Origin of the sequence: Staphylococcus condimenti (assembly GCF_001618885.1) — a bacterium.
GTDB lineage: Bacteria > Bacillota > Bacilli > Staphylococcales > Staphylococcaceae > Staphylococcus > Staphylococcus condimenti.
In genome coordinates, this window is record NZ_CP015114.1 from 1278560 (window position 1) to 1305234 (window position 26675).

The following is a 26675-nucleotide window of genomic DNA, read 5'->3' on the forward strand; positions in this document are numbered from 1 at the left end:
TTTATGCAAAGCACGCTAAATAGGAGATGCCTCGCCTTACAGCTAATTGCATCTCCATATTTTAGTCATCCATTTTAGCGTTGATTTTTGCATTTCGTTCAATCATACGATCAAAGTACTTTTCAAATCGCAGCCATTCTTCATCTGTTACTGGATTCATGTTTAAAGTAGCGCCTAACGCTTTTAATGCATGAAGCAATTTAAACATTACATCGTTCACTGTTAAAGCATGTCCTAATAAAGTTTCTAACGAAGCCATGCAAGAAGGATCAATATCTGGATATTTAAATTTCGTAGTTTCACCTTGTAATGCATTTTCATAAAAATTGCGCATCATTTCAGCACGTTCTTCTCCGGAACCTTCTACACACAAATAAATCTGAACTGCTATTCCGCCGCGTACTCGACGTTGTGATATGCCAGCAAATTTTTTGCCATTAATACTTAAATCAAATTTACCAGGACAATACGACCGTTCAATTTCTTTTGTATCGATTTGTACATTTTCATCTTCGAACATCTTACAAATCAATTCATACATTAAATTGAAAGCCTTATCGATTGAGACCTCTGTCTTCCCTTTAAAAATTAAAGAGATATTCAAAATACCTTGATCTAATACAACACCTAAACCTCCTGAATTTCGCACAATCACATTGTAACCACATTCATCTACTAGATAGCGGATGCCGTCTTTCAAATGAGGTAATCGTGCATCATGAGTTCCTAAAATTACTGTGTGTTGATGAATCCAAGTACGAACCACACTGCATGATAAATCCTTGCCCGTACTTTCTGAAAAGGTATCATCAAAGGCAAATGACTGCATTGGCGCTAAACCAGTAGAATGATCGATATAGCGCCAATCTGAGCCATTAAAATATTCTTGTATTAAGTTCATTATTGTAAAGTTTGTGCTGCAGTGATGATTGATAAGTTATAAACATCTTCAGTTGAGCAACCGCGTGATAAGTCATTCACTGGAGAATTCAAACCTTGTAATACAGGACCAATCGCTTCGTAGCCACCTAAACGCTGTGCAATTTTATAACCAATATTTCCAGCTTCTAAGCTTGGGAAGATGAAGACATTTGCATCACCTTTAATTTTAGCATCTGGTGCTTTTTTAGCAGCCACTTTAGGAACAATCGCTGCATCAAATTGGAATTCCCCATCGATAACAACGTCTGTTAATCCTTCTTCTTCAGCTTTCTCTTGAGCCAATTTAGTAGCTGATTCTACTTTTTCTACATCATCAGATTTAGCTGAACCCTTAGTTGAGAAGCTCAATAAAGCAACACGAGGATCCATTCCAAAACTTTTCGCTGTTTTTGCACTTTCTACAGCAATTTCTGCTAGGTCTGCTGCTTCTAATGTAGGATTAATAGCACAATCTCCGAATACATATTGTTCGTCATCTTTAATCATAAAGAAGACGCCTGATGTTTTAGACACACCTGGTTTTGTTTTAATAATTTGTAATGCAGGACGTACTGTATCTCCAGTTGAATGTGCTGCTCCGCTCACGAGTCCATCAGCTTTACCAGTATAAACAAGCATTGTTCCGAAATAATTCACATTATTCAACATATCTTCAGCTTGTTCTTTTGTTGCTTTACCTTTACGTCGCTCAACAAAAGCATCCACAAGTTCTGATTTCAATTCGCTTGTTTCAGGTGTAATAATTTCAATTCCAGAAATATCTAAACCTTTATCATCAGCAAGTGATTGAACTTTATCAGCATTGCCCAAAACAATAGGTTCTACATAATCTGTTGAATGTAATTTTACTGCTGCTGTTAATACGCGTTCATCTTCACCTTCCGGTAGCACGATTTTAACGTTTTTTCCTGAAAGTTTGTCTTGTAATACATTTAATAAACTAGGCATAATGTCCTCCTCAAATTTACGAGTTTATTTTTTTACCATCCTTAATTATACGTCATTTAGATTAACATTTCACGCGCTAAAACATAATCAATTTCTATGCTTTCAATTACGCTTTATGATAGAATTTTTAGTGAAATAATAGATATTTAAAGGAGCGATTTAAATGAGTCAAGCAGCAGAAACATTAGATGGCTGGTACAGCCTCCATTTATTCTATGCAGTAGATTGGCCTACATTACGTCTTGTACCTGATGAAGACCGTATCCAAATTGTTCAAGAATTCCACGACTTCCTGGACAAATTAGCATCTGTACGTGATGATCACAATGGCGACCATGCATTATATAATATTACAGGTCAAAAAGCAGACATCCTTTTATGGGTTTTACGTCCTGAAATGCAAGAATTGAACTCAATCGAGCTCGCACTTAATAAATTACGTATTGCGGATTACTTAGTGCCTACTTATTCATACGTTTCTATCATCGAACTCAGCAACTACTTAGCTGGCAAATCAGATGAAGATCCATATGAAAATCCTCATATAAAAGCACGCTTATATCCTGAATTACCGCATTCAGACTATATCTGTTTCTATCCAATGAGCAAACGTCGTAATGAAACATATAACTGGTATATGCTATCAATGGAAGAGCGCCAAAAATTAATGTATGACCATGGTATGATTGGTCGTAAATATGCTGGTAAAATCAAACAATTCATTACAGGATCAGTTGGTTTTGACGATTATGAGTGGGGCGTAACATTATTTGCACAAGACCCGCTACAATTCAAAAAAATCGTTTACGAAATGCGCTTCGATGAAACAACAGCACGTTATGGCGATTTCGGCAGCTTCTTCGTAGGCCACATTCTACCTGAAGAAACTTTAGAAACATTTTTCAGAATCTAATCTATCGATAAAATCAAAACAGTATTTAAATTAATTATAATAGCCCCGGCAAAGTGAAGTTTTCATTTTACCGGGGCATTTTCATATCCGAGCTGAATAATTTCCATTAAATTAATTACTTAAAACAATTGAAGGTGTTTTCATATCGTGCGAATAATATACCTTCAAATGAAACAAAATAATTTTCAAAAAGTTAACAGCTGCGAAACAACGAAATGTCTCATTGGAACGGCTGGTTCAGCAATAATCGGTTCAGTTTTAGGATCTACAGGATTTTTGAGTGGCAATCTAGTAGGTATAGTGGCATTTTGTGATATCTAATAAAGATAATATATATCTTAAAATCAACGTTTTTCTTGTTTAAGACAGAATTAAATGCTAAAGGATTGATGGATAATGCAAATACCAATTATCTACTTCTTTTTTATCTTTTTGGATTATCGCATACAAAAGATAAAATAAAGATAAAAATAAAAACTGTACTAAAAACATTTCTCATTTATGTATAAAGACGAACGGAACTTGGCTATTCACTTAGCGCAAGTTCCTTTTTTGCTCTCATTTATAGTCATGCAATATAATATATAAAAGTCAAAGACAGAATACTGCACAACACAAAAGTGAGCGACACCTATGTACCACCCTCTGTATACTGCCTAACACAGCCTAAACAATAGTGGCACTGACCAAAGGCATCCCTCACTCTAAATGCCGGCAGCATCTGCCTGCAAGCGCACACGTGTATGGCTTGTAAATACAGTGTCGCTCATCCCTTGTGTAGTGTCCTTGGAGAACTTTGCCACTACTTGTTAATCTCTCTGGTTAACTGTGAAGCGATGCCAACCGTCGCTACCCAGTTAACAGGCTTCAACAGCCAACCACTATAACTTTAACCGTTTTGAAATATTTGAAACATAACGTAATGACAAAAATGCATATTATAGAATACTTCTAATTCATTTATATTCTAAATTCAAAATAAATTTTAACACACGCAACTACAACTACCACAATATTTTTTCTCTTCCTTTCTAAAGGCATTCTCAAAGTTTACTTTCTATTTTCATTCTTAAATTCTTACATTTAAAAATTACATTTAATCCATTGTTTTTATTATTTTCTCTATTTATTTTAGTGTTAATTTTTATCCTTCTGCCTCTTTATAATGTTTTAACATCAAATTTTTACATGAATATTACAAAATAATATCTTGAGTATCTTTAGTTTTTACGACATAATCATATTAGTTCGTATAATTTTCAAAAAAATCGGAATTTGTATGTAAAAAATATGCCTATTAAATGAGTGATGACATGAATTTAGGAAATAGAAACAGTTATATAGAAGATACACCCGAAGAAAAGCTGGCTAAAGACGCCATTATGTTGGCAGGTAGAATTCTTTTGGAGTCCGGTGCTGAAGGCACACGAGTTGAAGGTACTATGAATCGAATGGCTGAAACTTTAGGATACGAAGAAAGCAATAGCTTCGTTACAAACACAGTCATCAACTTCTTATTAGATAACCAAACCACACCTCGCATGTACCGAATCGAATCACGCGATACCAATTTAATTAAGATTTCTCAAACAAATTCAGTCTCTCGCCAATTAAGTGCTAATCAAATTACACTTAAAGAAGCATATACGCAATTGAAACAAATATACAAAGATAAACAGACACATGATTTAATATATAAAGGCATCGCAGCAGCAATTATCTCTATCAGTTTTTTATATTTACAGACTGGAAAATTCATTGATATCTTAGCTACAATTTTTGCAGGAAGTTTAGGTTATTTAGTTGTGGAATCATTATATCGTGCGAATTTAAAAACATTATTCATACCAGAATTTTTAGGATCCGCAGTGATAGGTGCGATTGCCATCTTTGGACACACTATGGTTCCTGACGGTTCCTTATCTGCCATTATCATTGCAGCAGTTATGCCGATAGTACCTGGTGTGCTGATTACCAATGCAATTCAAGATTTATTTGGTGGTCATATGATGATGTTTACAACAAAATCATTAGAAGCACTTGTGACTTCGTTCGGCATTGGAGCTGGCGTGGGTACTATGTTACTGATATTTTAGGAGGATGATTATGTTTTGGTTATTAAACTTTATATTCAGCTGCATCGCTTCCCTCTTCTTTTGCGTAATCTTTGATGCTCCCAGACGTATGTATATTTGGGCAGGATTAGTTGGTGCTTGTGGCTGGATGGTTTATATTGTGTTATTCCGTGGTTTAGAACTACATACAATTTACGCATCCTTTTTCGGCAGTTTAGCTTTAGGTCTCTTAAGTCACATAATGGCACGGTTAAAAAAAGAACCCGTCATCATATTTATGGTACCTGGGATAATTCCTTTAGTACCTGGGGGCTTAGCTTTTGATGCCACGAAGAGTCTAGTTATTTTACAATTCGGCAGTGCTGTAAAAACTATGTTAGAAGTTACTTTAATTGCAGGTGCCATTGCAGCCGGTTTATTATTTGCCGATCAAATTGCACGGTTAATAGTTACTGGTAAAAGTACATTTTTTAAAAAAAGAAATTTAAATAGTTAAGGAGAACCTGCAATAATTTATTGTAGGTTCTTTTTAATGCTTATCTTTTTCTTCTTATATACTTTTTTTATAAAAATTAAGCGAAAACACTTGCTTTTAATATTCAGAATATTTAAAATATAATTAAGAAGAAAAGAAATACTACTCTAAAAAACTTTATACGGATAAAACGAAAGAAGGTATTTACATCATGAAAAAGCAACTCAAACTTTATTTTAAAGGTAGTCCTTCAGAAATTCGTTATTTAGAAACCCAACAAAAAGACGGGTATATGCTGACTAACATTAAAAATGGTATTTATACTTTTGAAGAAAATTCGGCTGTCAGCGATACGAAACTACAAGTAACTTTTGTTAGAAGTGAAGATTTAAAAGAACCAAACACTAAAATAGAAAAAAGCCCTTTCCTTTCAGTTTTAGCAAAACAACTGAATTATTCTAAGTACACGGTACTCTATAGTTATTTAAAAGAAAAGGACAATCCTATTTATAATTTAGCAGACACTAAAGCAGCCGAACACGAATATCTCAGTTTTTTCAAACGTATCATTTTTATTTTAGCAGTACTCACTATGTTCGTTTGTGTAGCCTTTTGGTCTTACTTTACTGCGATTGGAAAGCCGTCATCAAAGCTTTTAATACCAATGCAAATTATGATAAGTGTTTTTATAATATTGTCTCCATTCAATATTCTAATCAATCGTCGTATTAGAAAAAGTTGTCCAAAAATCGAGGATGAACTTTATTTAAGTTATTCAGTTTCTGTTAAAAGTCCGGCTCAAAGCCAGATATCGATAGCCTTAAATATTTAGGGGCATGGCGATACCAAACTGATAAAGAAGGCAAATATTATTACAATTTACTCAGTAAGGAACCTAAGGAAGTTATTTTGCATAATGTAAGAACAAAACTGCACCTGCCTGAAGAAGATGTTTATGTTTATTCACAATTTGATTTATTTCCAATAGTGATGCATTTTTAATGTCACTAAACCTTTTGGCGTTTCAAGAAAAGGCTTATTACCATAATTTTGAATTGCATATTCATTATATTATCGTCATCTCCAAGTTCTTCTTACCTATATAAAAATATCACTCACGAAATAGAAAACAACAACCGTCCAACATTTTTATTAATGAGGACGGTTGTTGTTTACTTGTTATATTTAGATTTGCCAAAACGTTTCTTCACAAAATATATAATACCGATAATAAGTAAAATAATTAAGACAATAAGTACAATACTTGAGAAAGAATCAAAAGCAGCAGAAATTTTCGGCCACGCTTCTCCAGCTTGTTGTCCAAGTATAACAAGCACTGTATTCCAAATCAGTGTTCCAAGTGTAGTTAATATTAAAAATGAAATCAGCGGCATATTAGTTGTTCCTGCAGGTATTGAGATCAAACTTCTGAGAACTGGAATAAAACGTGCAAAGAAGACAATTTTTTTACCATGATTATCAAACCAATCATCTGCTTTTTCTAAATCACTTGCTTTAAAGCGCAGTATTTTACCAGTTTTACCGTTTGCTAATCTCTGCAATCGTTCAATAGATAAAAATCGTCCGATAAAATATAACACGATTGCACCAAATACAGATCCAAGTGTTGCGGCAATAATCACACCAATAATATTCATATCGGAATGTAATGTTAAAAAACCACTGAATGTTAAGATTAACTCTGATGGAATGGGTGGAAAAATATTTTCTAAAGCAATTAGCAAGAAAACACCGAGGTAACCAAATTGATCGATAAATTGCTCGACCATCTTTTCCATACTGTTCCTCCTAATTTATTTTTAAACAAACAAGATAAAACATACATCTTGTTTGTTTTTAATAACTTATATAATTTCATTACTCATTGCAAGTAATATCATTGTTTTTCAAGACGGTTTAAATTAAATAATAATTATGGTTACTTATATGGGTATGCTGCTTATGTTAGTTAAATAAGTTTATATCTTGATTTTAATATAGTTCCTTTAGTTATTGGTCTTTTAAAATCTCTACTGGAACTAATATTTTTATAACGAAAAATTAAGCGATGAAAACTACCTTGTGTTTTCATCGCTTTTATACATTTCCAATCATTTTTATTTATTATTTCAATCTTACTTCCCAGATATCTCTTTATCTGAATCCGGTTCATCAATCATAGATTCAACCTTAGTTTGGCTTGTATCCAAGATTAATCGACTTAGCTCATCTTTATTGATTCTTTTCAATTTAGGATAACGAACAATAAAGAATATAAGCCCAAGTATCAACCAGCCAGCTAATGCAATATAAGATGGTATAGATAATGCAGCGGGTGATCCTGGAATTAACAATAATCCTAAGAAGATAGCAGCGAATACCGAGCCAATAATCGCAAATGTTTTATATACAGGCGCGTAAGTATTGCTGGCTTTGTTATAACTGAATAATTTTGCTGCTGATAAACAAGTGATTAAATATGCCACTGATACACCTGTTGATGACATATCGACAATCCAAGTAAGTGCCGTACGTCCAAGCCACGGTGCAATCAATGTCAATGCAACTAAGAATATAATCGCAACATAAGGCGTTTTATACACTGGATGCAACTTGCTGAAGACACGAGGCATTATGCCTGAACGTCCCATTGAGAAAAGCAATCTACTGGCACTCATTAAAAATCCATTCAAGCCAGTAAAAATCCCCATAATAATCGCAATTGCTAATACAGAAAGTCCAACATAGCCAAATGCTTGTTTTGTGACTGCACCTGTCACCCAAAGGTTACCATTTAAGCTTGAACCGCTTTTACCTAACCATGCAGTATATAAAATCATCAAGATATATGTACCTGCTGCGGCAAGCAAGCTATAAACAATCAATTTAAATGTTTTATTCGGTGAAAAATTAAATTCTTCAGCTGTTTGCGGAATATTATCAAATCCAACATATGCCCAAGGTGCAACAGCAACAATCATAATAATAGATGTAAACCATCCTTCATGTTTTGCTGTTAAAGGTTGTAAGTTGCTGAATGAAAAATCTTTGCCGAAAAATGAACCGAAGAACATCAATAATACGACTATAACCATTGCAACACAGAAATAATACTGCAAGCTTCCTGATACGTGTGCGCCACGAATCGTAATTAACATAAATACAAGTAATAATACTGTTGCAATAATGATTTCAGTCAAATAGACATCCCAACCAGCAATCGTATAGAGCTTACCATGCTCTAATACACTTGGCATCATGAATTTCAAAAGCAAACTAAACGCGGTGGCATTTAAGGCTACAACACAGATGTAACCAAACGTCAGAAACCAAGAAGAAAAGAAACTGACATATCTGCCGAAACTTAAGTAACTAAACGCAAATGCTCCACCGGAAACTGGAAAATGTTCAACAAGTGCGCCGTAACTTACGGCAATAATAATCATTAATAACGCACCTATCGTAATACCAATAGCTGCAGCAATAGAACCAGATTGTTTAATCCAGTCACCCGGCAGGATAAAAGAACCCCAACCGATACATGAGCCATATGCTATAGCCCAAACGAATTTTTCTGATAGGTTTTGCTGTAAATCTCCACGATCTACTTTTTTATGGATATTTTCTCTATTTTTCTGTCCCATAATAAAAACTCACCTCATTCGATACATTATACCCTGTGAGGCGAGTTTTTGAACCTATTTTGTTGTTTATTTTTTAATTTTCAGTGCTTGAACGAGTAATGTTACCCATGATGCGATGAAAAGTACACCGCCGATTGGCGTAATTGCCCCAAGCGGTTTAATTTGTGTTAATGATAATACATAAAGTGAACCACTGAAGATAACAATACCTCCGAACATCATCCACCCTGCTGCTTTCAAATTCATTTTTGTTGTACCGCTTAAGATTCCGATGCCGATCAACCCTAAGCTATGATACATTTCATATTGTGTGGCTTTTTGCCAAACATCTAAATAATGTTCTGATAATTTACCTTCTAAAGCATGTGCCCCAAAAGCACCTGTCGCAACTGATAACGCTGCTGCCCCTGCGCCAAGTGCTAAAAATGTTTTCATTGATTTTAGATTCATTATGAAACTCTCCTTTATAAATATAATAAGGATGCCAAAGATATTTTTAGCAATTTCCTATTTTAAATTCTGCTTCTCAACTCGCTAGAAATTGAATATTGAATCACCGTTTCCGAGTTCATCGTCAGTTACCATTTTATTGGAATTCCCAGGCGGTGTCGATGTATTTGATGTCGAGTTAGAATGAGATACTTTTCCACCCATCGCTTCAATCTCAGCTGCAGTAACATTTGAATGCGCTGTTTGGCTAGCATTATTTTTAATTCCAGTTTCATTGGAACTAGAAGTTTGATACGTTTTATTATATCTTGGTCTCACACTTTGATAGTTGTTACTTTTTGACCTTGTGTCTGCATATAATGAAGTTAAAGTATGAATAGCATAAATATGTTTTTGAAAATCCGCTTCACTTTCTGCCTCATCTGCTTGTACGAGCTCTTGCTCTATCAACGCGATAATTTTGTCTTTATCCACGCTGCGCCTCCTCTCCGCACCAATCAATCGGCGTCTCACCGTGTGCCTCTAAATACGCATTTGCTCTAGAGTATGGTTTAGAACCGAAGAAACCACGATAAGCCGAGAGCGGACTTGGATGAACAGACTTAATGACATCATGTTTAGAAGTATCAATTAGTCTCTCTTTTTGCTGTGCCGGTTTTCCCCATAATATGAAAACCACATGGTCACGATATTCTGAAACTGCTTTAATTATTTCATCCGTAAACACTTCCCAACCGATATTACGATGTGAAGCAGCTTCACCTTTACGTACAGTCAGTACCGTATTTAAAAGCAATACGCCGTCTCTTGCCCAGTCTTGCAAGTGTGAAACGGTACGTTTACACCCGATATCCTCTTCTAATTCCTTATACATATTCCGTAAAGATGGTGGAAATTTACCTTCCGGCTGTACAGAAAAAGCTAAACCATGTGCTTGCTTAGGGCCATGATACGGATCTTGTCCAATAATTACGACTTTCACTTTATCAAAAGGCGTTAAATCAAAAGCCTGATAGATATTTTCTTTATCCGGATAAACGGTTTTTGTAGAATACTCTTTGTCTAAAAAATCATGCATTTCTTTAAAGTCATGTCGATTTGTTATATCATGAAATACTTCTGACCAATTCATGGAATCACCTCATCGCTATCATAACATAGTATCACTTAAAGCAAGGGTTTAGACGTAGTCAACCACTCCTTTGTCCCTTATCCTCTGCAAGTACCCCAATATCTAAATCGAGTCTTATGCAATATGATGTTGCTAGTGATTTAAACATGATAAAATATAAGAAAAGATTACGCGAAGGAGTGTATTTTTGATGGCATTGAAAAAAGTATTAACAATTGCAGGCTCAGATACAAGCGCAGGCGCTGGCATGCAAGCAGATTTAAAAACGTTCCAAGAGTTGGACACTTACGGTATGGTAGCATTAGCTGCTGTAGTGACAATGGATCCTAAAACTTGGTCTCATGATGTTACACCGCTTCCATTTGATTTATTCAATAAACAATTGGAAACAGCAATTTCTATCGGACCAGACGCAGTCAAAACAGGTATGTTAGGTTCTGAAGAAATTATCAAACGTGCTGGTGAGGCCTTTACTGAATCTGGCGCGAAATACTTTGTAGTTGACCCAGTTATGGTCTGCAAAGGTGAAGATGAAGTATTGAATCCAGGCAATACAGACGCAATGATTAAATATCTATTGCCTAAAGCAACAGTTACAACACCAAACTTGTTCGAAGCAGGACAATTATCAGGTTTAGGCACATTAAAATCTATCGATGATATGAAAAAAGCAGCTAAAATTATTCATGATCAAGGTGCTGAAAATGTAATCATCAAAGGCGGCAAAGCACTAGACCAAGATAAATCTTATGACTTGTATTATGATGGCGACAAATACTACCAATTAACAACAGATATGTTCCAACAAAGTTATAACCATGGCGCAGGTTGTACATTCGCAGCAGCAACAACTGCAAACTTAGCAAATGGCCAATCTCCTAAAGATGCAGTTGTAAATGCAAAAGCATTCGTAGCTTCAGCAATTAAAAACGGTTGGAAAATGAATGAATTCGTCGGACCAGTTGACCATGGAGCGTATAACCGTATTGAAAAAATCGATGTAGATGTTAAAGAAGTATAAACTTAAATTTTGAGAAGTGGCATTACTCTAATTGAGTGGTGCCCCTTTTTTAATGCACTTCAAAACACTCTATATAACGCCTCTTTTTTGCATCTCAACACTTTTCAAAATTTCAACTTGAAAGATCTCGGTAATTAGTCTGAGAAGAAGATGGTCACATTGTATGAGTAAAAGTTGATGCTATAGACGCATGTTTTTAAATTGAATATCTAATACAATAGTTAATGTAGAGGGAGCGGCAAAAGTGTAAATCCGAAACATTCCTGAATATAGATTCTAATGATAATCGTTACACCTTTCTACCCACCCTAAAATGTCAGCTCCCTCTCAAATATAATGCAATAAAAATCGCGTATAACCTCCTAAATAGACGTGAAATTCATATCCTAACTTAAACATGAAATTGCATTAACAATTAATCTAATCATTGAATTTAAAAAGCCGTAAATTGTCTTCCCCTGACACAATTTGCAGGCGCACCCTAAAAATATAGCATCACTGTCTCTTGTGAGATTGTCCCTTCTCTCAAGTTACCTGATTTGTCCCTTCAGGTTCGACAGTGGTGCTTTATTTATGTGAAAAATAAAAAACACGGAAAGCTACGCATATGCGCAAACTTCCCGTGCTGAAATTGATTTTTAAATTTAATTAATACCTTCCATGTCAATTCCTGACTCGTGTTCACGTTTTCTTTTCTCTTGAACCCACCACAATGATTTTTTAGGATTCTCAGCTGCTTTTTTAAAGTCTTCATCTGAATCCACATTCGGATATGATCCTTTAAGCGATTTGGATGCAGTACTGGTATGCATGAAGAGTACTACTAAGAACCCTACAATACTAACAGCTGTTAAATAAAATGCCGGCATTAAAGGATTTCCTGTTTTCGCAACTAAAGCCGTAGCGATTAAAGGTGTTGTTCCTCCAAACAGTGAAACAGAAACATTAAAAGTGATAGCTAATGTACGGTACCGAATATGTGTGAAGAAAATCGTCGGCAATGTACCCGGCATTGTTCCTTCGTATGTCGCAAGAAAAATACCTAAAAGTAAAATACCAATAGCAACTGGGAAAATGGCTTTTAAGTTAATGAGCCAGAATGCAAAAATACTGAATAGAATAATGCCGCCTAAACCAAACAGCATGACTTTCTTATCACCGATTTTATCTGCTGTTTTGCCGTAAAACAGTGCTAATGGAATCATGATTGCCATAATACAAGTGATTAAGACAGTAACCAAACCATTTTTGACACCTATGACTTCTTCTAAGTATGACGGTAAATAGGATGTAACCATGTAGTTTGTTACATTAAAGAAAACAACCATTACGAAACATACAATAATGTCTTTATAATAAAAACGGATACTTGTCCAAAAACTGATTTTATCACGTTCGTCTTCTTTAGATAATTCATTTTCATAAATAGGCGTTTCTTCTAAATGTGTTCTTAAGTATAAACCAACAAAACCTAAAATCAGTCCGAAGAAGAATGGAATTCTCCAACCCCATGCTGCCATTTGTTGATCATTTAATGAGAAGAACAAGACGCCGCATAATACTGAAGCTGCGATATAACCGGATAGCGTACCGATTTCTAATCCGCTTCCTAATGAATTGCGTCGGTTATCTGGTGAAGTTTCTGCGACATATACCATTGCTCCTGCATATTCTCCACCAGTTGAAAACCCTTGGATAATTCTGCCTATCAATAAGAGTATGGGTGCCCATATACCAATCTGATCATACGTCGGCAAACAACCAATGAGTACTGTTGAAATAGCCATCATTACGATAGTGATGGTCAATACAATTTTCCGACCGAATTTATCCCCTATAATACCGAAGATAATACCTCCGACAGGGCGTAATAAAAATGCAATTGCAAACGTTGCAAATGTAAATACTAATTTTAATTGATCATTTTGAACATCTGAAAAGAAGTTCTTACTAATAATAACTGCTAAATATGAATAGAGTCCGAAATCGAACCATTCCATAGCATTACCTATACCCGTTGCGACTACACTTCTTTTAGCCACACTGGCGTCCACGCGATTAATTTTGTTTTTATCAAAACGCATGTACTTCATCTCCTCTACGTTTAGTGATAAAACATATGTAACTATATACCACTATTCTAAAGTATGAAACGGAAATTTTTCACAAAAACAATTATTAACATTTTTAAATGTTATACAAGTTAAAGGGTTGAATTTATGAAAAGTAATAAAAAGAAAAAGATTATCCAAAAGAGGAGATTAAGCAATCATTTAAAAAATAAATAGTTTTTTACAGACAACTGAATATACATAAATTTAACCTTATTCATTGTAGTGGTAATGGATGTGGATGGATATGTCATTTTTTGATTTATATTTTATTGCTTTATTATTCAGCTGGCTTATTAAGCAGTCCTAGCTCCAAATACCTAGCTATAACTCGAAAAAATAATTTCAGCTAGACAAACAGCATTAGTAATAAAGTGATGTCATGAATGAAAAAACACTCCTGAGACTGAGACATAAAATAATACTATTTTTGTCTCACCCCAGAAGTGCAATGTTTCAGACTTATTTTCTATATTTTAATTTCGCGAATGCATCATGCTGATGAATAGATTCTTCATTGCGACATTCAATATCAAAGCCTTCTGACCAGTCTAATTCAACTAAGTCAGCTGCGATTAAACGAATTAAATCTTCGACAAAACGTGGATTTTCATATGCGCGTTCTGTCACTCTTTTTTCATCTGGACGTTTTAAAATAGGATATAAAATAGAGCTGGCATTGGCTTCCATAGCATCTAAAATAACCTCTTTATAGTCTGTCGGTAAAGTTGCTGAAGGGTCGATGTACATTTTTACAGTAATTACCCCGCGTTGGTTATGTGCTGAGTATTCACTGATTTCTTTTGAACACGGGCATAATGTTGTGACGGTAGCTTGAATTGTTAATTCTTTGCGTGTCACTTGGTCACCTGCAACTGCTAAGCCGTACGTTACATCTGCATTTCCTACTGCTTTTATATTAGTAACTGGACTGTAACGGTTGAAGAACCATTTACCAGATACATCTACACCTGCTGAACTTTGTTTCATATGTTTTTCTAAAGTATGCAAAACAGTTTCTAAATTGCTAAAAGTGAGTTCCAAACCATTATCATAATGTTTCTCAACACTTTCTAAGATACGGCTCATGTTGATACCTTTTTCTTCACGCGTCAAGCTTGTAGAAAAGGCAAATGTGCCCGCTGTTTGGTAATTATCAATAACGACTGGATAAACTAAATTTTTGATACCTACTTCTTCTATTTCAAACAAAAAGTCTTTGTGTGTACTTTGTAAGTCGGTCATTTCTTCTTTAACCGTAGGTTTCGTACCTTCTATTGGATCAACAGAACCGAAGTGTCTCCAACGACCTTCACGTGTAGTTAAATCAAATTCACTCATCTGTGTGCGCCTCCACTTATGATTCAAATTTATAAGTCCAATAAGCTTCTTGTTCTAAGAAACTTTTGGCTTCGTCTGGTACTTGTGGTTCTGCTAATTGCTGCAAGAACGGACCAGATTGTGATGCATGTGCTTTGAATGCATTTAATTTTGTATCTCTATATTCACTGATATCATTGATGACATCAGGTTCTCCTAATTCTTCAATGGCATCATTGCTGAAAGCAACCAGTTGCAAACGTGGTCGCTCATCTTTCGGCATGCGTTCTACTGTGCGAACTACAGCTTCTGCTGTAGCTTCATGATCAGGATGGACAGCATAACCTGGATAAAATGAAATAATCAATGAAGGATGAAGTTCTTCAATTAAAGACTGCACCATTCCATCGATTTTTTCATAAGGTTCGAATTCTACTGTTTTATCACGGTAACCCATCTTACGTAAATCTTTGATACCAATTGCTTTTGCAGCTTCTTCTAGTTCGCGTTCACGAATTTCTGGTAGTGATTCACGTGTCGCAAATGGAGGGTTCCCCAAATTACGTCCCATCTGACCAAGTGTCAAACAAGCGTATGTTACAGGCACGCCATTATCGATATAACGTGCTAGTGTTCCTGCTGATGAGAACGTCTCATCGTCAGGATGCGGAAAAATAACTAATACTTGGCTTTCCTCTGACATGTCACGTCCTCCTTATAATTGGAAAGGAACAGTGCTGATTTCCAATGTTGCAGCTAGCTGTCCTTCATAATTAAATCCTGCTAATAAAAATTCGTTATTTTCGTTAACTTCATAGTGTGTTAAACCTTGTACGTAAACCCAACCATTATCTTGTAGTTTTAAACCCACTCTGAACGGCTCTTTACCCCCGCCTTTCAGTTTGGCATGTTCAAAAACTACTTTTATATTCCTTAAAAAAGTTCCTGCATTGAAGACACGTTGATCAAAATGATTTGCATATGCCCCATTCGTTGTTTCAACATGCAGATAAACTGGCTGGTCTACATACGATTCAAGTAAACCTTGTACTTTGTCGTATTCAATCGGTTCCACTTCGTTCACTCCCTTGCGTAAAACACAACAAATTGAATTCATTCAGTAATTCATTTATATAGTTTGTTTCATTATATTCAATATTATTCTATCTAAAGATTGAGTTATCGCTTCTTGTATCACTTAATTGTACTAAATCTGCGTATATAAATATATCGTCTTGCTCAGTTTATTCCGACAATTTGAGTAAGATTTGTTTTTTATTAACCCACTTGTTTTCTTGCCTTAAAATCATGCCGTTCATAATTTAGAAACAATATATTAATTATATAACTGTTTGTCGAGTTTCTAAAGAGGTTATTGTAATATTTTAATAGAATAATACCAAAGCTATTTCCTGAATATACACAAATGAACACTCAAATATATTTAGCCAATAATGAGCTAACAAAAAATTTTATATATATTATTTTCTCAATACGATAATTTCTTTTAAATCAATGAAATTATTACGAATCCCTTCTATAAAAAACCTTGTGTTTAAGCAACTTCTTAAAATATCAATGTTATTCAAAATAATTTTGCTGTCTGCAAACACTGCTCTTTATCTATTTAAAGGTACTTTTACATTTAATTCAGTGAAATTATTTTAAAAAACTTCTTTCCAAAAGGCTTTACTATCTCTTTCAAATACTCGTAGTTATAATGAATATGTAATCAGAGAAAGATGGGATAGAAGACGCGCTGAATGCGATATATCTTTTTATTCTGTCATTATTTTTTATTTAGGAGGATATCATTGGAAATTATTAATTTAGGTAACCGTCATGATGCATCATTTTATGCAGCATGCGAACTATTCAATCAAATTACACGCAATCCTGAGAGTAAGTTAGGATTAGCAACAGGCGGTACAATGGTAGATGTCTATGCAAATTTCGTAAATTTATTAAAAATGAACGATGTAGATGTTTCAAATGTAGAAACGTTCAACTTAGATGAGTATGTTGGTTTGCCACAAACTCATCCCGAAAGTTACCACCAATACATGCAAGAAGTATTGTTTGAACAATATCCTTATTTCACAGCAAGTAATATCCATATCCCTACTGGAGATGCAGCTGACTTAAACGATGAAGCAAAACGCTATGAAGCTGTGGTACATGAACGCGGTCCTGTAGATATTCAAATTCTTGGTATTGGCGAAAATGGACATATTGGATTTAATGAACCTGGAACATCTAAAGAAAGTGAAACTCGTGTCGTAGATTTAACTGAAAGTACAATTCGTGCAAACAGCCGCTATTTCGATACAGAAGATGAAGTCCCAAAACAAGCGGTTTCTATGGGTTTATCTACAATTATGTCAGCAAAACGTATTATCTTACTCGCTTTTGGCGAGAAGAAGAAAGCTGCTATTACTAAATTAGCAAGCGGTATCGAAGATGCGGATGTGCCTGCTACTATCTTGTATGAGCATCCTAATGTAGAAGTTTATGTAGATGAAGCAGCTGCTCCAGACGATATGGGACGTAAAGAGTAACATTTAAAGTACGTTTGATTTCTAAACTTCGGGGTATATAAATTACTGTGACTCGTATTAAACTATTTAAAATATGAAGGGATGAATCATTTTGGAACTACAATTAGCAATTGATTTATTAAATAAAGAAGAAGCAGCAGAATTAGCTAATAAAGTGAAAGATTATGTCGATATCGTAGAAATCGGTACTCCTATCATATATAACGAAGGCTTGCCATCAGTTCAATATATGGATGAACATATTGATGGTGTAAAAGTCCTTGCAGACATGAAAATCATGGATGCAGCAGATTATGAAGTCAGCCAAGCTGTTAGATTCGGTGCTGATGTTGTAACAATCTTAGGTGTAGCTGAAGATGCTTCAATCAAAGCTGCTATCGAAGAAGCACACAAAAATGATAAACAATTATTAGTCGATATGATTGCTGTGCAAGATATTGAAAAACGCGCAAAAGAATTAGACGAAATGGGTGCTGACTATATTGCAGTACACATCGGTTATGATTTGCAAGCAGAAGGTAAATCTCCTTTAGAAGACTTGCACAAAGTTAAATCTGTGATTAAAAACTCTAAAGTTGCAGTTGCTGGCGGTATTAAACCAGACACTATCAAAGATATCGTAGCTGAAGGTCCAGACTTAGTCATCGTCGGCGGCGGTATCGCAAATGCGGACGATCCTGTAGAAGCTGCAAAAACTTGCCGTGACGCAGTTAAGGGTGAATAATATGACTAAATTACGCTATCAGCTCATTTTAGATGAATTGAAAAACACACTTGGTCACGTTAAAAATGACGAAGTAGAACAATTCGAAAATGAAGTACGTGATGCCAAAAACATTTTTACCTCAGGCAAAGGCCGTTCAGGCTATGTTGCAAATAGTTTTGCGATGCGTTTGAATCAACTCGGCAAAGCATCACATGTAATTGGTGGTGCAACAACACCTTCTATTCATAAAGGTGACTTGTTTATCGTTATTTCTGGTTCAGGCAGCACAGAGCATTTACGATTATTGGCTGAAAAAGCAAAAGGTGAAGATGCGAAAGTTGTCTTAATTACAACAAAGCCTGATTCTAAAATCGGTGAACTCGCAGATACTGTTATTGAATTGCCGGCAGGCACAAAATATGATGCGGAAGGTTCAGAACAACCACTCGGCAGTTTATTCGAACAATCTGCTCAAATTTTCTTAGATGCTGTTGTTCTTGATTTGATGGAAATTTTCAATATTGATGAAACAGCTATGCAGCAAAATCATGCTAATTTAGAATAATCGATATAAATATTGCCTTATGTCCAAACAAATTGGATATAAGGCTTTTTTATGTAAATAGATAACCTTTCCAAGCTACCTACTAGCACTATATATTAAAACACGCCCTTTTAGCTCAGCAAAAGGGCGTGTTTTTAAACAATATTATTTTAAGTGTTCATATGGACGGCTTTCTGCAAATGATACAATCTGTTCTACAAATAGGCGAGAACGTAGTTGGAACTCTTCATCTTGTAAATAGAAAGACCCATCATCAAGTTTTCCATAATCAGAATCATGCGTTGCAATTTGTGTCGGCACCGCAATACCGAGCAATGTACGTACAATCAAACGCAAGTGCGATAATGGCTCAGCACTGACAATGCCTCCGCTATTCCCCATTAGGCCAACAGGTTTCATCTTGAAATCATCCATAGTTAAATGGTCAAGTGCATTTTTTAAAATACCTGAATAAGAGCCGTGATAGTTTGGTGTTCCTAAAATGATAAAATCAGCTTCACGCGCTTTCGATTGTAGTTCCTCTACATTTTTCTTATATTCATCAGGCGGGTTACTTGCTCCTGATACATCTAACGTATGAATTGGCTGATCTGCCAAATCAAAAATGTTTGTTTCAACATCTTTTTCTTCTAATTGTCCTTTTAAGTATTGCGCAAGTGCTTTAGTATGTGAATCTACACGTGCACTCCCTACAATAATTAAGCCTTTCATAATATTTCACCTCATAATATTTTTATTTATAATTGACTCTCTTCAATACGGGTGCTCCCTTAAAGCTTACCCTTCATGTTTTTGGTTTTCTACCAACATTTTATTAATCGCTTTGCCGACCCCGCTATGCTCATTAGTATCCGTAATCTCTTTTGCGTATTCCTTTACCTCAGGAATCGCATTTTCCATAGCAACCGGGTAACCTACACGTTCTAACATTGAAACATCATTCATATTATCACCGATTGCCATTACATCTTTCATATCAATGCCAAGTTGTTTCGCGATTTCTTCAAGTGCAATACCTTTTTGAGCATAAGCATTAGTAATTTCAATATTGCCGCGTGCTGAAGATGAAATAGCTAAATTTGAATGTTTTGCTAACTGTTTGCTGACACGTTCAATTTTCTCTACATCTGCATCATAAGCTAGAATCTTCATTACAATTTCACCACGACGACCAGTTATTTCATCATAATTTTCAACTACTTTTAAAGTCCCTTGATCGATACGATGTTGAATATGATTGCGGATTTTTTCAACATCCGCTTTTTGACCAGCATGTTCAGCGATATCGATATAAATATCCAAATCTTTTTGAGGATCTTCTGTATAAATACCAAAATTTGTATACACTTGATAATAGACATCTTCGCTATTCAATATATTCGTAATTTGTTCAATCATTTCGTGATTCAAACTTGAAGTATGCATTATATCAAATGATTCATCTCGCACCTCTGCGCCATTTAAGCAGATATACGGCACTTTTAAACCAGTTGGTTCAATCGGTGAACTTGCTTCATAAAACGCGCGTCCTGTTGCGATAACGACCGTAATACCTTGATCTTGCGCTGCTTTGATTGCTTGTATATTTTCTTCTGAAACCTCATGACCCGCGTTTAATAACGTGCCATCCATATCAGTTGCAATTAGTTTAATCATAAATTTACCTCATTTCTATTAGCTTTAACGTGCAGAATATTATTTTTAAAAGTAAACTGTAAAAATTGAAAGTTAATAACAGTGCTACAGCTTTTAATAGATAACCAGAGCGCAACACCACATGGTTCACTTGCTATTCTATCAAATTTTTGTCACTTTTTTCTATCGTCTGTTTGTCTGATTTCCCAAAATGCAATTTTAAATAGCCTGCCACATTTAATCATTATTTTTTGCTGCCTTCTTTTTCTCTCTTATTTGTTTAAAGAAAGATTTCAGTACTACACCGCATTCATCTTCCAAAACTCCGCTTACTACTTCAGCACGATGGTTGAAACGAGGTTCTTGCAGCAAATCCATCAAGCTTCCACTGCATCCCCCTTTTGGATCAGATGCTCCATATACTACACGGGGAATACGACTCATGACGATAGCACCTGAACACATCACACAAGGCTCTAAGGTTACATATAGCGTACAATCTTCGAGTCTCCAGCTTCCTACAACTTCGGCAGCTTTTTCAATTGCTATATGTTCTGCATGTGCGGTAGGTTGTTGTACTGTTTCCCGCAAATTATGCGCACGCGCAATAACTTCTCCATCTTTTACTACAACCGCACCAATCGGCACTTCCCCTATGCGCTCTGCTTTTTTTGCTTCTTCTAATGCAAGTTTCATATAATTTTCATCTGTAGCCATATGTTCTATCTCCTACCTTGTGATACAATAACTATTGTCTATTTTAACACTTGGAGTGTTGTTTATGAATCAACCTTATATTGCCATAGAAGGTCCTATAGGAGTAGGAAAATCTACTTTGGCCCACTATTTAAGTGAAACACTGCAATATCATGAAGCACAAGAAATTGTGGACGAGAATCCTTTCCTTTCTGATTTCTACGAAGACATCTCAACTTGGAGTTTCCAAACTGAAATGTTCTTTTTATGCAATCGATACAAACAAGTTCAAGATCTCGAACAGCTATCTTCTGGCATTGTCAGTGATTATCATATCTTTAAAAATAAAATTTTTGCTCGTCAAACTTTGACAGACACAGAATTCGATAAATTCAGCCGCATCTATAAAATACTAACTGAAGATTTAATAATGCCGAATGTTGTTATTTTTCTAGATGCTGATTTAGAAGTTCTAAAACAGCGTATTGCTAAACGTAATCGCAGCTTTGAACATCAAATCGAAGATGACTATTTATTAAATTTAAAACAAGCGTATTGGGAATTTTATCAATCCTTAAAAGCCCAAGGTAAAAGAGCTGAATGGATTGATACAACAGAACTTGATTTTGTCAATCATTCCGAAGATTACGCACAGATATTAAACATTGTTCAAACAATGATAGGAGGCACAAATCATGAATAATTACGGTATCCCTCAAGATGCAGTGATTACAATTGCAGGTACCGTAGGCGTTGGAAAATCTAGCCTGACACGCGCCCTTGCAAAAAAATTAAACTTCCGCACTTCTTTTGAAAATGTGGACCATAACCCTTATTTAGATAAATTCTATGATGACTTCGAACGTTGGAGTTTCCATTTACAAATTTATTTCTTAGCGGAACGATTTAAAGAACAAAAACGTATGTTTGAATACGGCGGCGGTTTCATACAAGACCGCTCAATTTATGAAGATGTTGATATCTTCGCAAAAATGCATGAAGAACAAGGCACAATGTCTAAAGAAGATTTTGAAACGTATTCACAGCTTTTTGATGCAATGGTCATGACGCCTTACTTCCCTAAACCAGATGTTTTAGTATATCTAGAATGCGATTACGACGAAGTTATTGATCGTATCCATCAACGTGGGCGTCAAATGGAAATTGACACAGATCCTGAGTACTGGAAAAAATTATTTCGTCGTTACGACGAATGGATTTATAACTTCAATGCTTGTCCTGTGGTACGTGTTAACATTAATGAATATGATTTGCATGAAAGTTTAGATACACTTGATCCTGTATTAGAAAAAATAGCTAATATCATTAAAATACACCGGGAAGTTGACCCGAGATAAATATAAAGCAATGAGAATACATATTTCTCATTGCTTTTTAATTTAAGCTTTTTCTATTTCCTTTAAATATTTTTTTACTTCATCATTCAAACCTTTATAATAATCATATTTGGTATTTGGAAACTTTTCTTTCATCTCATCATCTGTACTGTTGACCATAACAAAAGGATGACCAATATAACTTAAATAGGTTTCATCATTACCGCTATCACCGAACCCTAATACTTCAGAAGCTGGTACATCAAATAAATCTAATAAATATTTTACTGCGAATAACTTACCCGCATTTTTAGGTGTAAAGTTAACGTCATATGCATTTTCAGGATCTCCTGCTAGTGGGTTTGTCTTATTGAAATGAACTGCATAGTCAAAAGATGCCGCTTCTTCTTGCAAGTCTTCTAACATTTTTATATCTTCATCTTGGTCGCCTTGAGAATCAAAATAATATTCGTACAAAGTTTCCTTATCTCTATATTTTCGCTGTGGTTGAAGTTTTACATCATACTTTTGTTCAAAGTCATTAATAATTTCATCCACTTTCTCTTTTGTAAAGGGAGTTTCAGAAACCGCTTCTTCATAATCTTTATATTCGTGGTACTCACCGTTCTCATCTAATTGATACATCTGAGAACATAAGTCCGAAAAGATATATTGCGGTTTAAACTTCATCTCAGCTTTTTTCATTTTTTTCATGATATTAGGAAAAATACTACCTGATAAAAATGCCGTAACCACACCATCTTTTTTCACAGCTTGTTCTAATGTCTCTTCTAAATTGCGTAAATCAGGAATGTCTTCTTTAGTCGTTGCATGCTTATAATAGGTTTCGTCAAAATCAAATAATATCAAATGATGTTCCATAGACAACCTCCTATAAAATGTCTTAATCTAAATCATTGCGATAAATGACTGGTTCATACTCATCTTCTTCCACTGGTTTACTATAATAATCCTCATCTGTTTCTTTTAACCCAAAGGCTTCGGCTTTATCTGCTTCGCTCGTTCCGATATAACTTTGTCCTTGTGCATCATAATACAAATCAAACAAAGTGCCGCCATAACGCGCTTCATGCTTAATTTCATACAGTGCATCTATCTCTGTACGTTTGACTTCTTTATAATAAAGCGTATGATTTGTATGTTTGGTTGTTTGTGCCTTGAATCCCCATGCTTCAGCTTTTGGATTCTCTGTAACTAATTTCAATTTAGGACTGAACTCATTCAATACTCTAAAAATTTCTCCTTGGTATTCTGCATAACGTCCATCCACTATAGTACGTTGATCTGCCATATTATCCACCTCGCTTAGTAAAAAGCTGTATTTAAAAAGCTAATTTTCCGCCTTATTCTTCACCAAAATATCTACAGCTTCAGGTGCTGATTGGACGGTATAATCAGCATGTTGTAATTCATGTGCTTGCCCTACACCAGTAAGTACCGCAATTGAAAGTCCCAATCCAGCATTGATTGCAGTTTGAATGTCGTTTGGAGAATCACCCACAATTGCTATCTCTTCAGCGCGCAAATCCGAAACGTGTTCAAATAACGGTCGCAAAACTTCTGGATTAGGCTTTTCAGCAGCGTTTGCTTCAGTCGAAATAATAAAATCGAAAAATGCTTCTGTATCTGTTGCTTCGATAAATTGCTCTGTTCCTTTTTTCGTATCACTTGTAAGTATGCCAATTTGATAGCCGGCATCTTTTAAAGTATCCAATGCATCTGTCATACCTTCAATCCATTTAATTTCCGGAACACGATGATCTATCAAGTATTGGCTGGTTTGGCGAGTCCACTCAGAGACATCTTCTCCTGCTAAAGCATTGAAGTTCTGAATAATTTCATCCAAAGACCCGCATGCCATAGGTGTACCTGGTAAAACTTGATCTTTCTCTTTATCTACCCCTAAAGTTTTATAAGCATGCTCAACGTTTTTTTGTGAGATATACTTTTCCACAAATTCATCGACCATTTGAATGCCAACTTTCATCCAACTCATATCAAAGTCGATTAAAGTTCCGTCTTTATCAAATAAAATCCATTTCAAAGCCATCAGTTAACACGCTTCTTTCTTTGTATATTTATTTCATTTTATCAATTTGCGAATACAGAAGGAAATTTTTATAAAATTCTTCATTCTAATACTCAATATTCATTTCGTTAATATTTTATTTAATTTGGTTCCAAGCTTTGTGTCACTCTTCTTTTTCTTTTGGCTTGGTATTATCTGGAAGTGTTCTAACAAAAGTAAATAAGACGACCGTTTGAATAAAGAGCATGATAAGCAAAGTTATTCTGATATAAAAATTATCTATAATAAAAATTGAAATTCCCATCAATATATACAAACTTGTTAAAATCTTAAATTTTTTCTTTAAAGTAAAACCTCTGTCTCTTTTAAAACTTTCTACATATTCATCGTAAATTTTTGTATTCACTAACCAACGGTTAAATTTTTTGGAACTTCTTGAAAAGCAGATTGCAGCTAATAATAAAAACGGTGTAGTGGGTAATAATGGTACTACAATTCCAACAAACCCTATACCAGCAAATATGATACCGAGTGTAACGAGTAAATATTTCATTCAAGCACCTCTAATTGATAATTGATTTCAATTATATCAAATATCTGTTTGAAAATAAAAAACAGGTCACCTGCTGCAACAAGCAGTTTTGACCTGTTTCTGATATTCATAAAGGTTCAAATTCCTTTTAACTAAACGGATTTGTATACATTTTTAATATTCTGGTACTACGACTCTCCAACCTTGTGGATCGTCTAATTTACCGCTTTGAATACCTGTATATTCATCATATAAGCGTTGTGTAATTGGACCTGTTTCGTTATTGTTGATTGTGATTTCACGGTCTTCATATTTCAAAGTACCCACTGGTGAAATAACCGCAGCAGTACCTGTTCCGAATACTTCTTCCAATTCACCTTTATCATAAGATTCTAGTAATTCATCAATAGAGATATGACGTTCTTCTACTTCATATCCTAATTCTTTAGCTAATGCAATGACAGTTTTACGTGTAATACCTGGCAAGATACTGCCGTTTAATTCAGGGGTTACAAGTTTACCGTTTTCTACGAAGAAGATATTCATACTACCCACTTCTTCAATATATTTGCGTTCTACACCATCTAACCATAATACTTGGTCGTAGCCTTGTTCATTAGCATTAGATTGTGATAATAAACTAGCTGCATAGTTACCTGCAACTTTTGCGAAACCTACACCGCCGCGTACAGCACGAACATATTCGTCTTCAACATAAATACGTGTTGGTTTCAATGAGTCTCCACCATAATAAGAACCTGAAGGAGATAAGATAATTAATAATTTATAATTATGTGCTGGGTGAACACCTAATCCCGCTTCTGTTGCGAATACGAATGGGCGGATATATAATGATTGTCCTTCGCCTTCAGGCACCCAATCACGCTCTACGTCTACTAACTGTTTCAAGCCTTCTAATAACTCTTCTTCATCAATTTGAGGCATTTCTAAACGATCAAGTGATTGATTGATACGTGCGAAGTTTTGGTCTGGTCTGAATAAAACAACTTCTCCATTATGCTTATAAGCTTTTAGTCCTTCAAATACAAGTTGACCATAATGAAGTCCTTGTGCAGCCGGATCTAATTCAATCGGTGCATAAGGTGTAATCTTCAAATCATGCCAACCGCCTTTTTCGCTATCGTAGTCATAACTTAACATGTAATCTGTGAAGTGTTGACCAAATCCTAAATTTTTCGGATCCGGCTTTTGTTTTAAGTCTTCACGTTTTTCAAATTTTACTTTTTCTGACATGACTTTGCCTCCTAAAATAAATACTTAATAAAGTGTTAACACTCAAATTATAGCAATCTCGCGCATTGTATTCAATGAGTTTTTAGAAAATTAAAAAAACACACTTACAAATCGAAATTGTTTCGCCCTTTTCAAAACCTTGATTTTGCCTTATATCTATAATTATTCTATATCACTGGTGCAAATGCAAACAGTAGCGGTCATATTAGTCTCATATATACAAAAAAGACAAACTGCACACTATTCCTTCTCTCAAAAGAAACACCGCTTCGTTCGTCTTTTTATTTTTTATGATAAAAGAACCTGCTTAT

General features: G+C 35.0%; 29 protein-coding genes. 10 read left to right on the plus strand and 19 right to left on the minus strand.

Annotated features, from left to right (window positions below; genetic code table 11):
• Positions 1-61: 61 nt before the first annotated feature.
• Together A4G25_RS06465 and pta are read right to left on the minus strand one after the other, a co-directional pair.
• Positions 62-901: a lipoate--protein ligase family protein gene (locus tag A4G25_RS06465; RefSeq protein ID WP_047131377.1), complete on the minus strand. Its 840-nt coding sequence runs from the start codon at positions 899-901 to the stop codon at positions 62-64.
• Positions 901-1890: a phosphate acetyltransferase gene (pta, locus tag A4G25_RS06470; RefSeq protein WP_047131378.1), complete on the minus strand. Its 990-nt coding sequence runs from the start codon at positions 1888-1890 to the stop codon at positions 901-903. Before pta ends, A4G25_RS06465 begins: the two co-directional genes overlap by 1 nt.
• A gap of 163 nt (positions 1891-2053) precedes the next feature.
• Between pta and hemQ the strand changes: the two genes are divergently transcribed.
• The 4 genes from hemQ (at position 2054) to A4G25_RS06490 (ending at position 6185) form a co-directional block, all read left to right on the plus strand.
• On the plus strand, positions 2054-2803 hold the full coding sequence (gene hemQ, locus A4G25_RS06475) for a hydrogen peroxide-dependent heme synthase (protein WP_047131379.1): 750 nt from the start codon (positions 2054-2056) through the stop codon (positions 2801-2803).
• Positions 2804-4116: 1313 nt separating this feature from the next.
• A complete protein-coding gene (locus A4G25_RS06480; RefSeq protein WP_047131380.1) occupies positions 4117-4899 on the plus strand; it encodes a threonine/serine exporter family protein in 783 nt (260 codons plus the stop codon).
• A gap of 10 nt (positions 4900-4909) precedes the next feature.
• Positions 4910-5374, plus strand: a complete 465-nt coding sequence (locus A4G25_RS06485; protein ID WP_047131381.1) for a threonine/serine exporter family protein — start codon at positions 4910-4912, stop codon at positions 5372-5374.
• Positions 5375-5564: 190 nt separating this feature from the next.
• Positions 5565-6185 carry a DUF2812 domain-containing protein gene (locus tag A4G25_RS06490; protein ID WP_047131382.1) on the plus strand — a complete coding sequence of 207 codons (621 nt, stop codon included), beginning with the start codon at positions 5565-5567 and terminating at the stop codon, positions 6183-6185.
• Between the two features lie 340 nt (positions 6186-6525).
• On the opposite strand, the gene A4G25_RS06495 is transcribed toward A4G25_RS06490, so the two are convergent.
• The 5 genes from A4G25_RS06495 to A4G25_RS06515 form a co-directional block, all read right to left on the minus strand.
• Positions 6526-7152 (minus strand): DedA family protein, encoded by a 627-nt coding sequence (locus A4G25_RS06495; protein ID WP_047131383.1) that lies wholly within the window; start codon positions 7150-7152, stop codon positions 6526-6528.
• A gap of 336 nt (positions 7153-7488) precedes the next feature.
• Positions 7489-8997 (minus strand): APC family permease, encoded by a 1509-nt coding sequence (locus tag A4G25_RS06500; protein ID WP_047131384.1) that lies wholly within the window; start codon positions 8995-8997, stop codon positions 7489-7491.
• Positions 8998-9063: 66 nt separating this feature from the next.
• A complete protein-coding gene (locus A4G25_RS06505; protein WP_047131434.1) occupies positions 9064-9432 on the minus strand; it encodes a DUF423 domain-containing protein in 369 nt (122 codons plus the stop codon).
• Positions 9433-9531: 99 nt separating this feature from the next.
• Positions 9532-9921 (minus strand): DUF5327 family protein, encoded by a 390-nt coding sequence (locus A4G25_RS06510; protein ID WP_047131385.1) that lies wholly within the window; start codon positions 9919-9921, stop codon positions 9532-9534.
• Complete coding sequence (locus A4G25_RS06515) at positions 9914-10579, minus strand: uracil-DNA glycosylase (RefSeq protein ID WP_047131386.1); 666 nt, start codon at positions 10577-10579, stop codon at positions 9914-9916. The genes A4G25_RS06510 and A4G25_RS06515 overlap by 8 nt, the downstream gene beginning before the upstream one ends.
• A gap of 190 nt (positions 10580-10769) precedes the next feature.
• On the opposite strand from A4G25_RS06515, the gene thiD reads away from it, so the two are divergent.
• A complete protein-coding gene (thiD, locus tag A4G25_RS06520; RefSeq protein WP_012664260.1) occupies positions 10770-11600 on the plus strand; it encodes a bifunctional hydroxymethylpyrimidine kinase/phosphomethylpyrimidine kinase in 831 nt (276 codons plus the stop codon).
• A gap of 644 nt (positions 11601-12244) precedes the next feature.
• Here thiD and A4G25_RS06525 read toward each other — a convergent pair.
• The 4 genes from A4G25_RS06525 to A4G25_RS06540 form a co-directional block, all read right to left on the minus strand.
• Positions 12245-13684, minus strand: coding sequence for an MFS transporter (locus tag A4G25_RS06525; RefSeq protein WP_047131387.1), 1440 nt, complete (start codon positions 13682-13684; stop codon positions 12245-12247).
• Between the two features lie 489 nt (positions 13685-14173).
• Entirely contained in the window at positions 14174-15052 is an 879-nt protein-coding gene (gene folE2 / locus A4G25_RS06530) for a GTP cyclohydrolase FolE2 (protein WP_047131388.1), read from the minus strand.
• Between the two features lie 16 nt (positions 15053-15068).
• The gene (gene bshB2 / locus A4G25_RS06535; protein ID WP_047131389.1) at positions 15069-15734 is read right to left on the minus strand and encodes a bacillithiol biosynthesis deacetylase BshB2; all 666 of its coding nucleotides are present in this window, start codon (positions 15732-15734) and stop codon (positions 15069-15071) included.
• Between the two features lie 12 nt (positions 15735-15746).
• Positions 15747-16106 carry a YojF family protein gene (locus A4G25_RS06540; protein WP_047131390.1) on the minus strand — a complete coding sequence of 120 codons (360 nt, stop codon included), beginning with the start codon at positions 16104-16106 and terminating at the stop codon, positions 15747-15749.
• A 739-nt stretch (positions 16107-16845) separates the two neighbouring features.
• Between A4G25_RS06540 and nagB the strand changes: the two genes are divergently transcribed.
• The 3 genes from nagB to hxlB all read left to right on the plus strand — a co-directional run bounded on the left by nagB (position 16846) and on the right by hxlB (position 18860).
• Complete coding sequence (gene nagB, locus A4G25_RS06545) at positions 16846-17589, plus strand: glucosamine-6-phosphate deaminase (RefSeq protein ID WP_047131391.1); 744 nt, start codon at positions 16846-16848, stop codon at positions 17587-17589.
• Positions 17590-17680: 91 nt separating this feature from the next.
• On the plus strand, positions 17681-18313 hold the full coding sequence (gene hxlA / locus A4G25_RS06550) for a 3-hexulose-6-phosphate synthase (RefSeq protein WP_047131392.1): 633 nt from the start codon (positions 17681-17683) through the stop codon (positions 18311-18313).
• A 1-nt stretch (position 18314) separates the two neighbouring features.
• A complete protein-coding gene (gene hxlB, locus A4G25_RS06555; protein ID WP_047131393.1) occupies positions 18315-18860 on the plus strand; it encodes a 6-phospho-3-hexuloisomerase in 546 nt (181 codons plus the stop codon).
• A 144-nt stretch (positions 18861-19004) separates the two neighbouring features.
• Here hxlB and A4G25_RS06560 read toward each other — a convergent pair whose 3' ends face one another.
• From A4G25_RS06560 to tadA, 3 genes are all read right to left on the minus strand, one after another.
• Entirely contained in the window at positions 19005-19571 is a 567-nt protein-coding gene (locus A4G25_RS06560; protein WP_047131394.1) for an NADPH-dependent FMN reductase, read from the minus strand.
• Between the two features lie 66 nt (positions 19572-19637).
• A complete protein-coding gene (locus tag A4G25_RS06565; RefSeq protein WP_047131395.1) occupies positions 19638-20516 on the minus strand; it encodes a Cof-type HAD-IIB family hydrolase in 879 nt (292 codons plus the stop codon).
• Between the two features lie 216 nt (positions 20517-20732).
• A complete protein-coding gene (tadA, locus tag A4G25_RS06570) occupies positions 20733-21212 on the minus strand; it encodes a tRNA adenosine(34) deaminase TadA (protein ID WP_047131396.1) in 480 nt (159 codons plus the stop codon).
• Between the two features lie 64 nt (positions 21213-21276).
• Between tadA and A4G25_RS06575 the strand changes: the two genes are divergently transcribed.
• Positions 21277-21894: a deoxynucleoside kinase gene (locus A4G25_RS06575; RefSeq protein WP_047131397.1), complete on the plus strand. Its 618-nt coding sequence runs from the start codon at positions 21277-21279 to the stop codon at positions 21892-21894.
• Positions 21887-22549 carry a deoxynucleoside kinase gene (locus tag A4G25_RS06580; protein WP_047131398.1) on the plus strand — a complete coding sequence of 221 codons (663 nt, stop codon included), beginning with the start codon at positions 21887-21889 and terminating at the stop codon, positions 22547-22549. The genes A4G25_RS06575 and A4G25_RS06580 overlap by 8 nt, the downstream gene beginning before the upstream one ends.
• A 42-nt stretch (positions 22550-22591) precedes the next feature.
• On the opposite strand, the gene A4G25_RS06585 is transcribed toward A4G25_RS06580, so the two are convergent.
• From A4G25_RS06585 to A4G25_RS06605, 5 genes are all read right to left on the minus strand, one after another.
• Entirely contained in the window at positions 22592-23410 is an 819-nt protein-coding gene (locus A4G25_RS06585; protein ID WP_047131399.1) for an HAD-IIB family hydrolase, read from the minus strand.
• A gap of 22 nt (positions 23411-23432) precedes the next feature.
• Positions 23433-23840, minus strand: coding sequence for a hypothetical protein (locus A4G25_RS06590; RefSeq protein WP_052766733.1), 408 nt, complete (start codon positions 23838-23840; stop codon positions 23433-23435).
• Positions 23841-23879: 39 nt separating this feature from the next.
• Positions 23880-24599, minus strand: coding sequence for an HAD family hydrolase (locus A4G25_RS06595; RefSeq protein WP_174531720.1), 720 nt, complete (start codon positions 24597-24599; stop codon positions 23880-23882).
• 142 nt (positions 24600-24741) lie between these two features.
• The gene (locus A4G25_RS06600) at positions 24742-25131 is read right to left on the minus strand and encodes a YbaN family protein (RefSeq protein ID WP_047131400.1); all 390 of its coding nucleotides are present in this window, start codon (positions 25129-25131) and stop codon (positions 24742-24744) included.
• 153 nt (positions 25132-25284) lie between these two features.
• Entirely contained in the window at positions 25285-26364 is a 1080-nt protein-coding gene (locus tag A4G25_RS06605) for a branched-chain amino acid aminotransferase (RefSeq protein ID WP_047131401.1), read from the minus strand.
• Positions 26365-26675 lie beyond the last annotated feature (311 nt).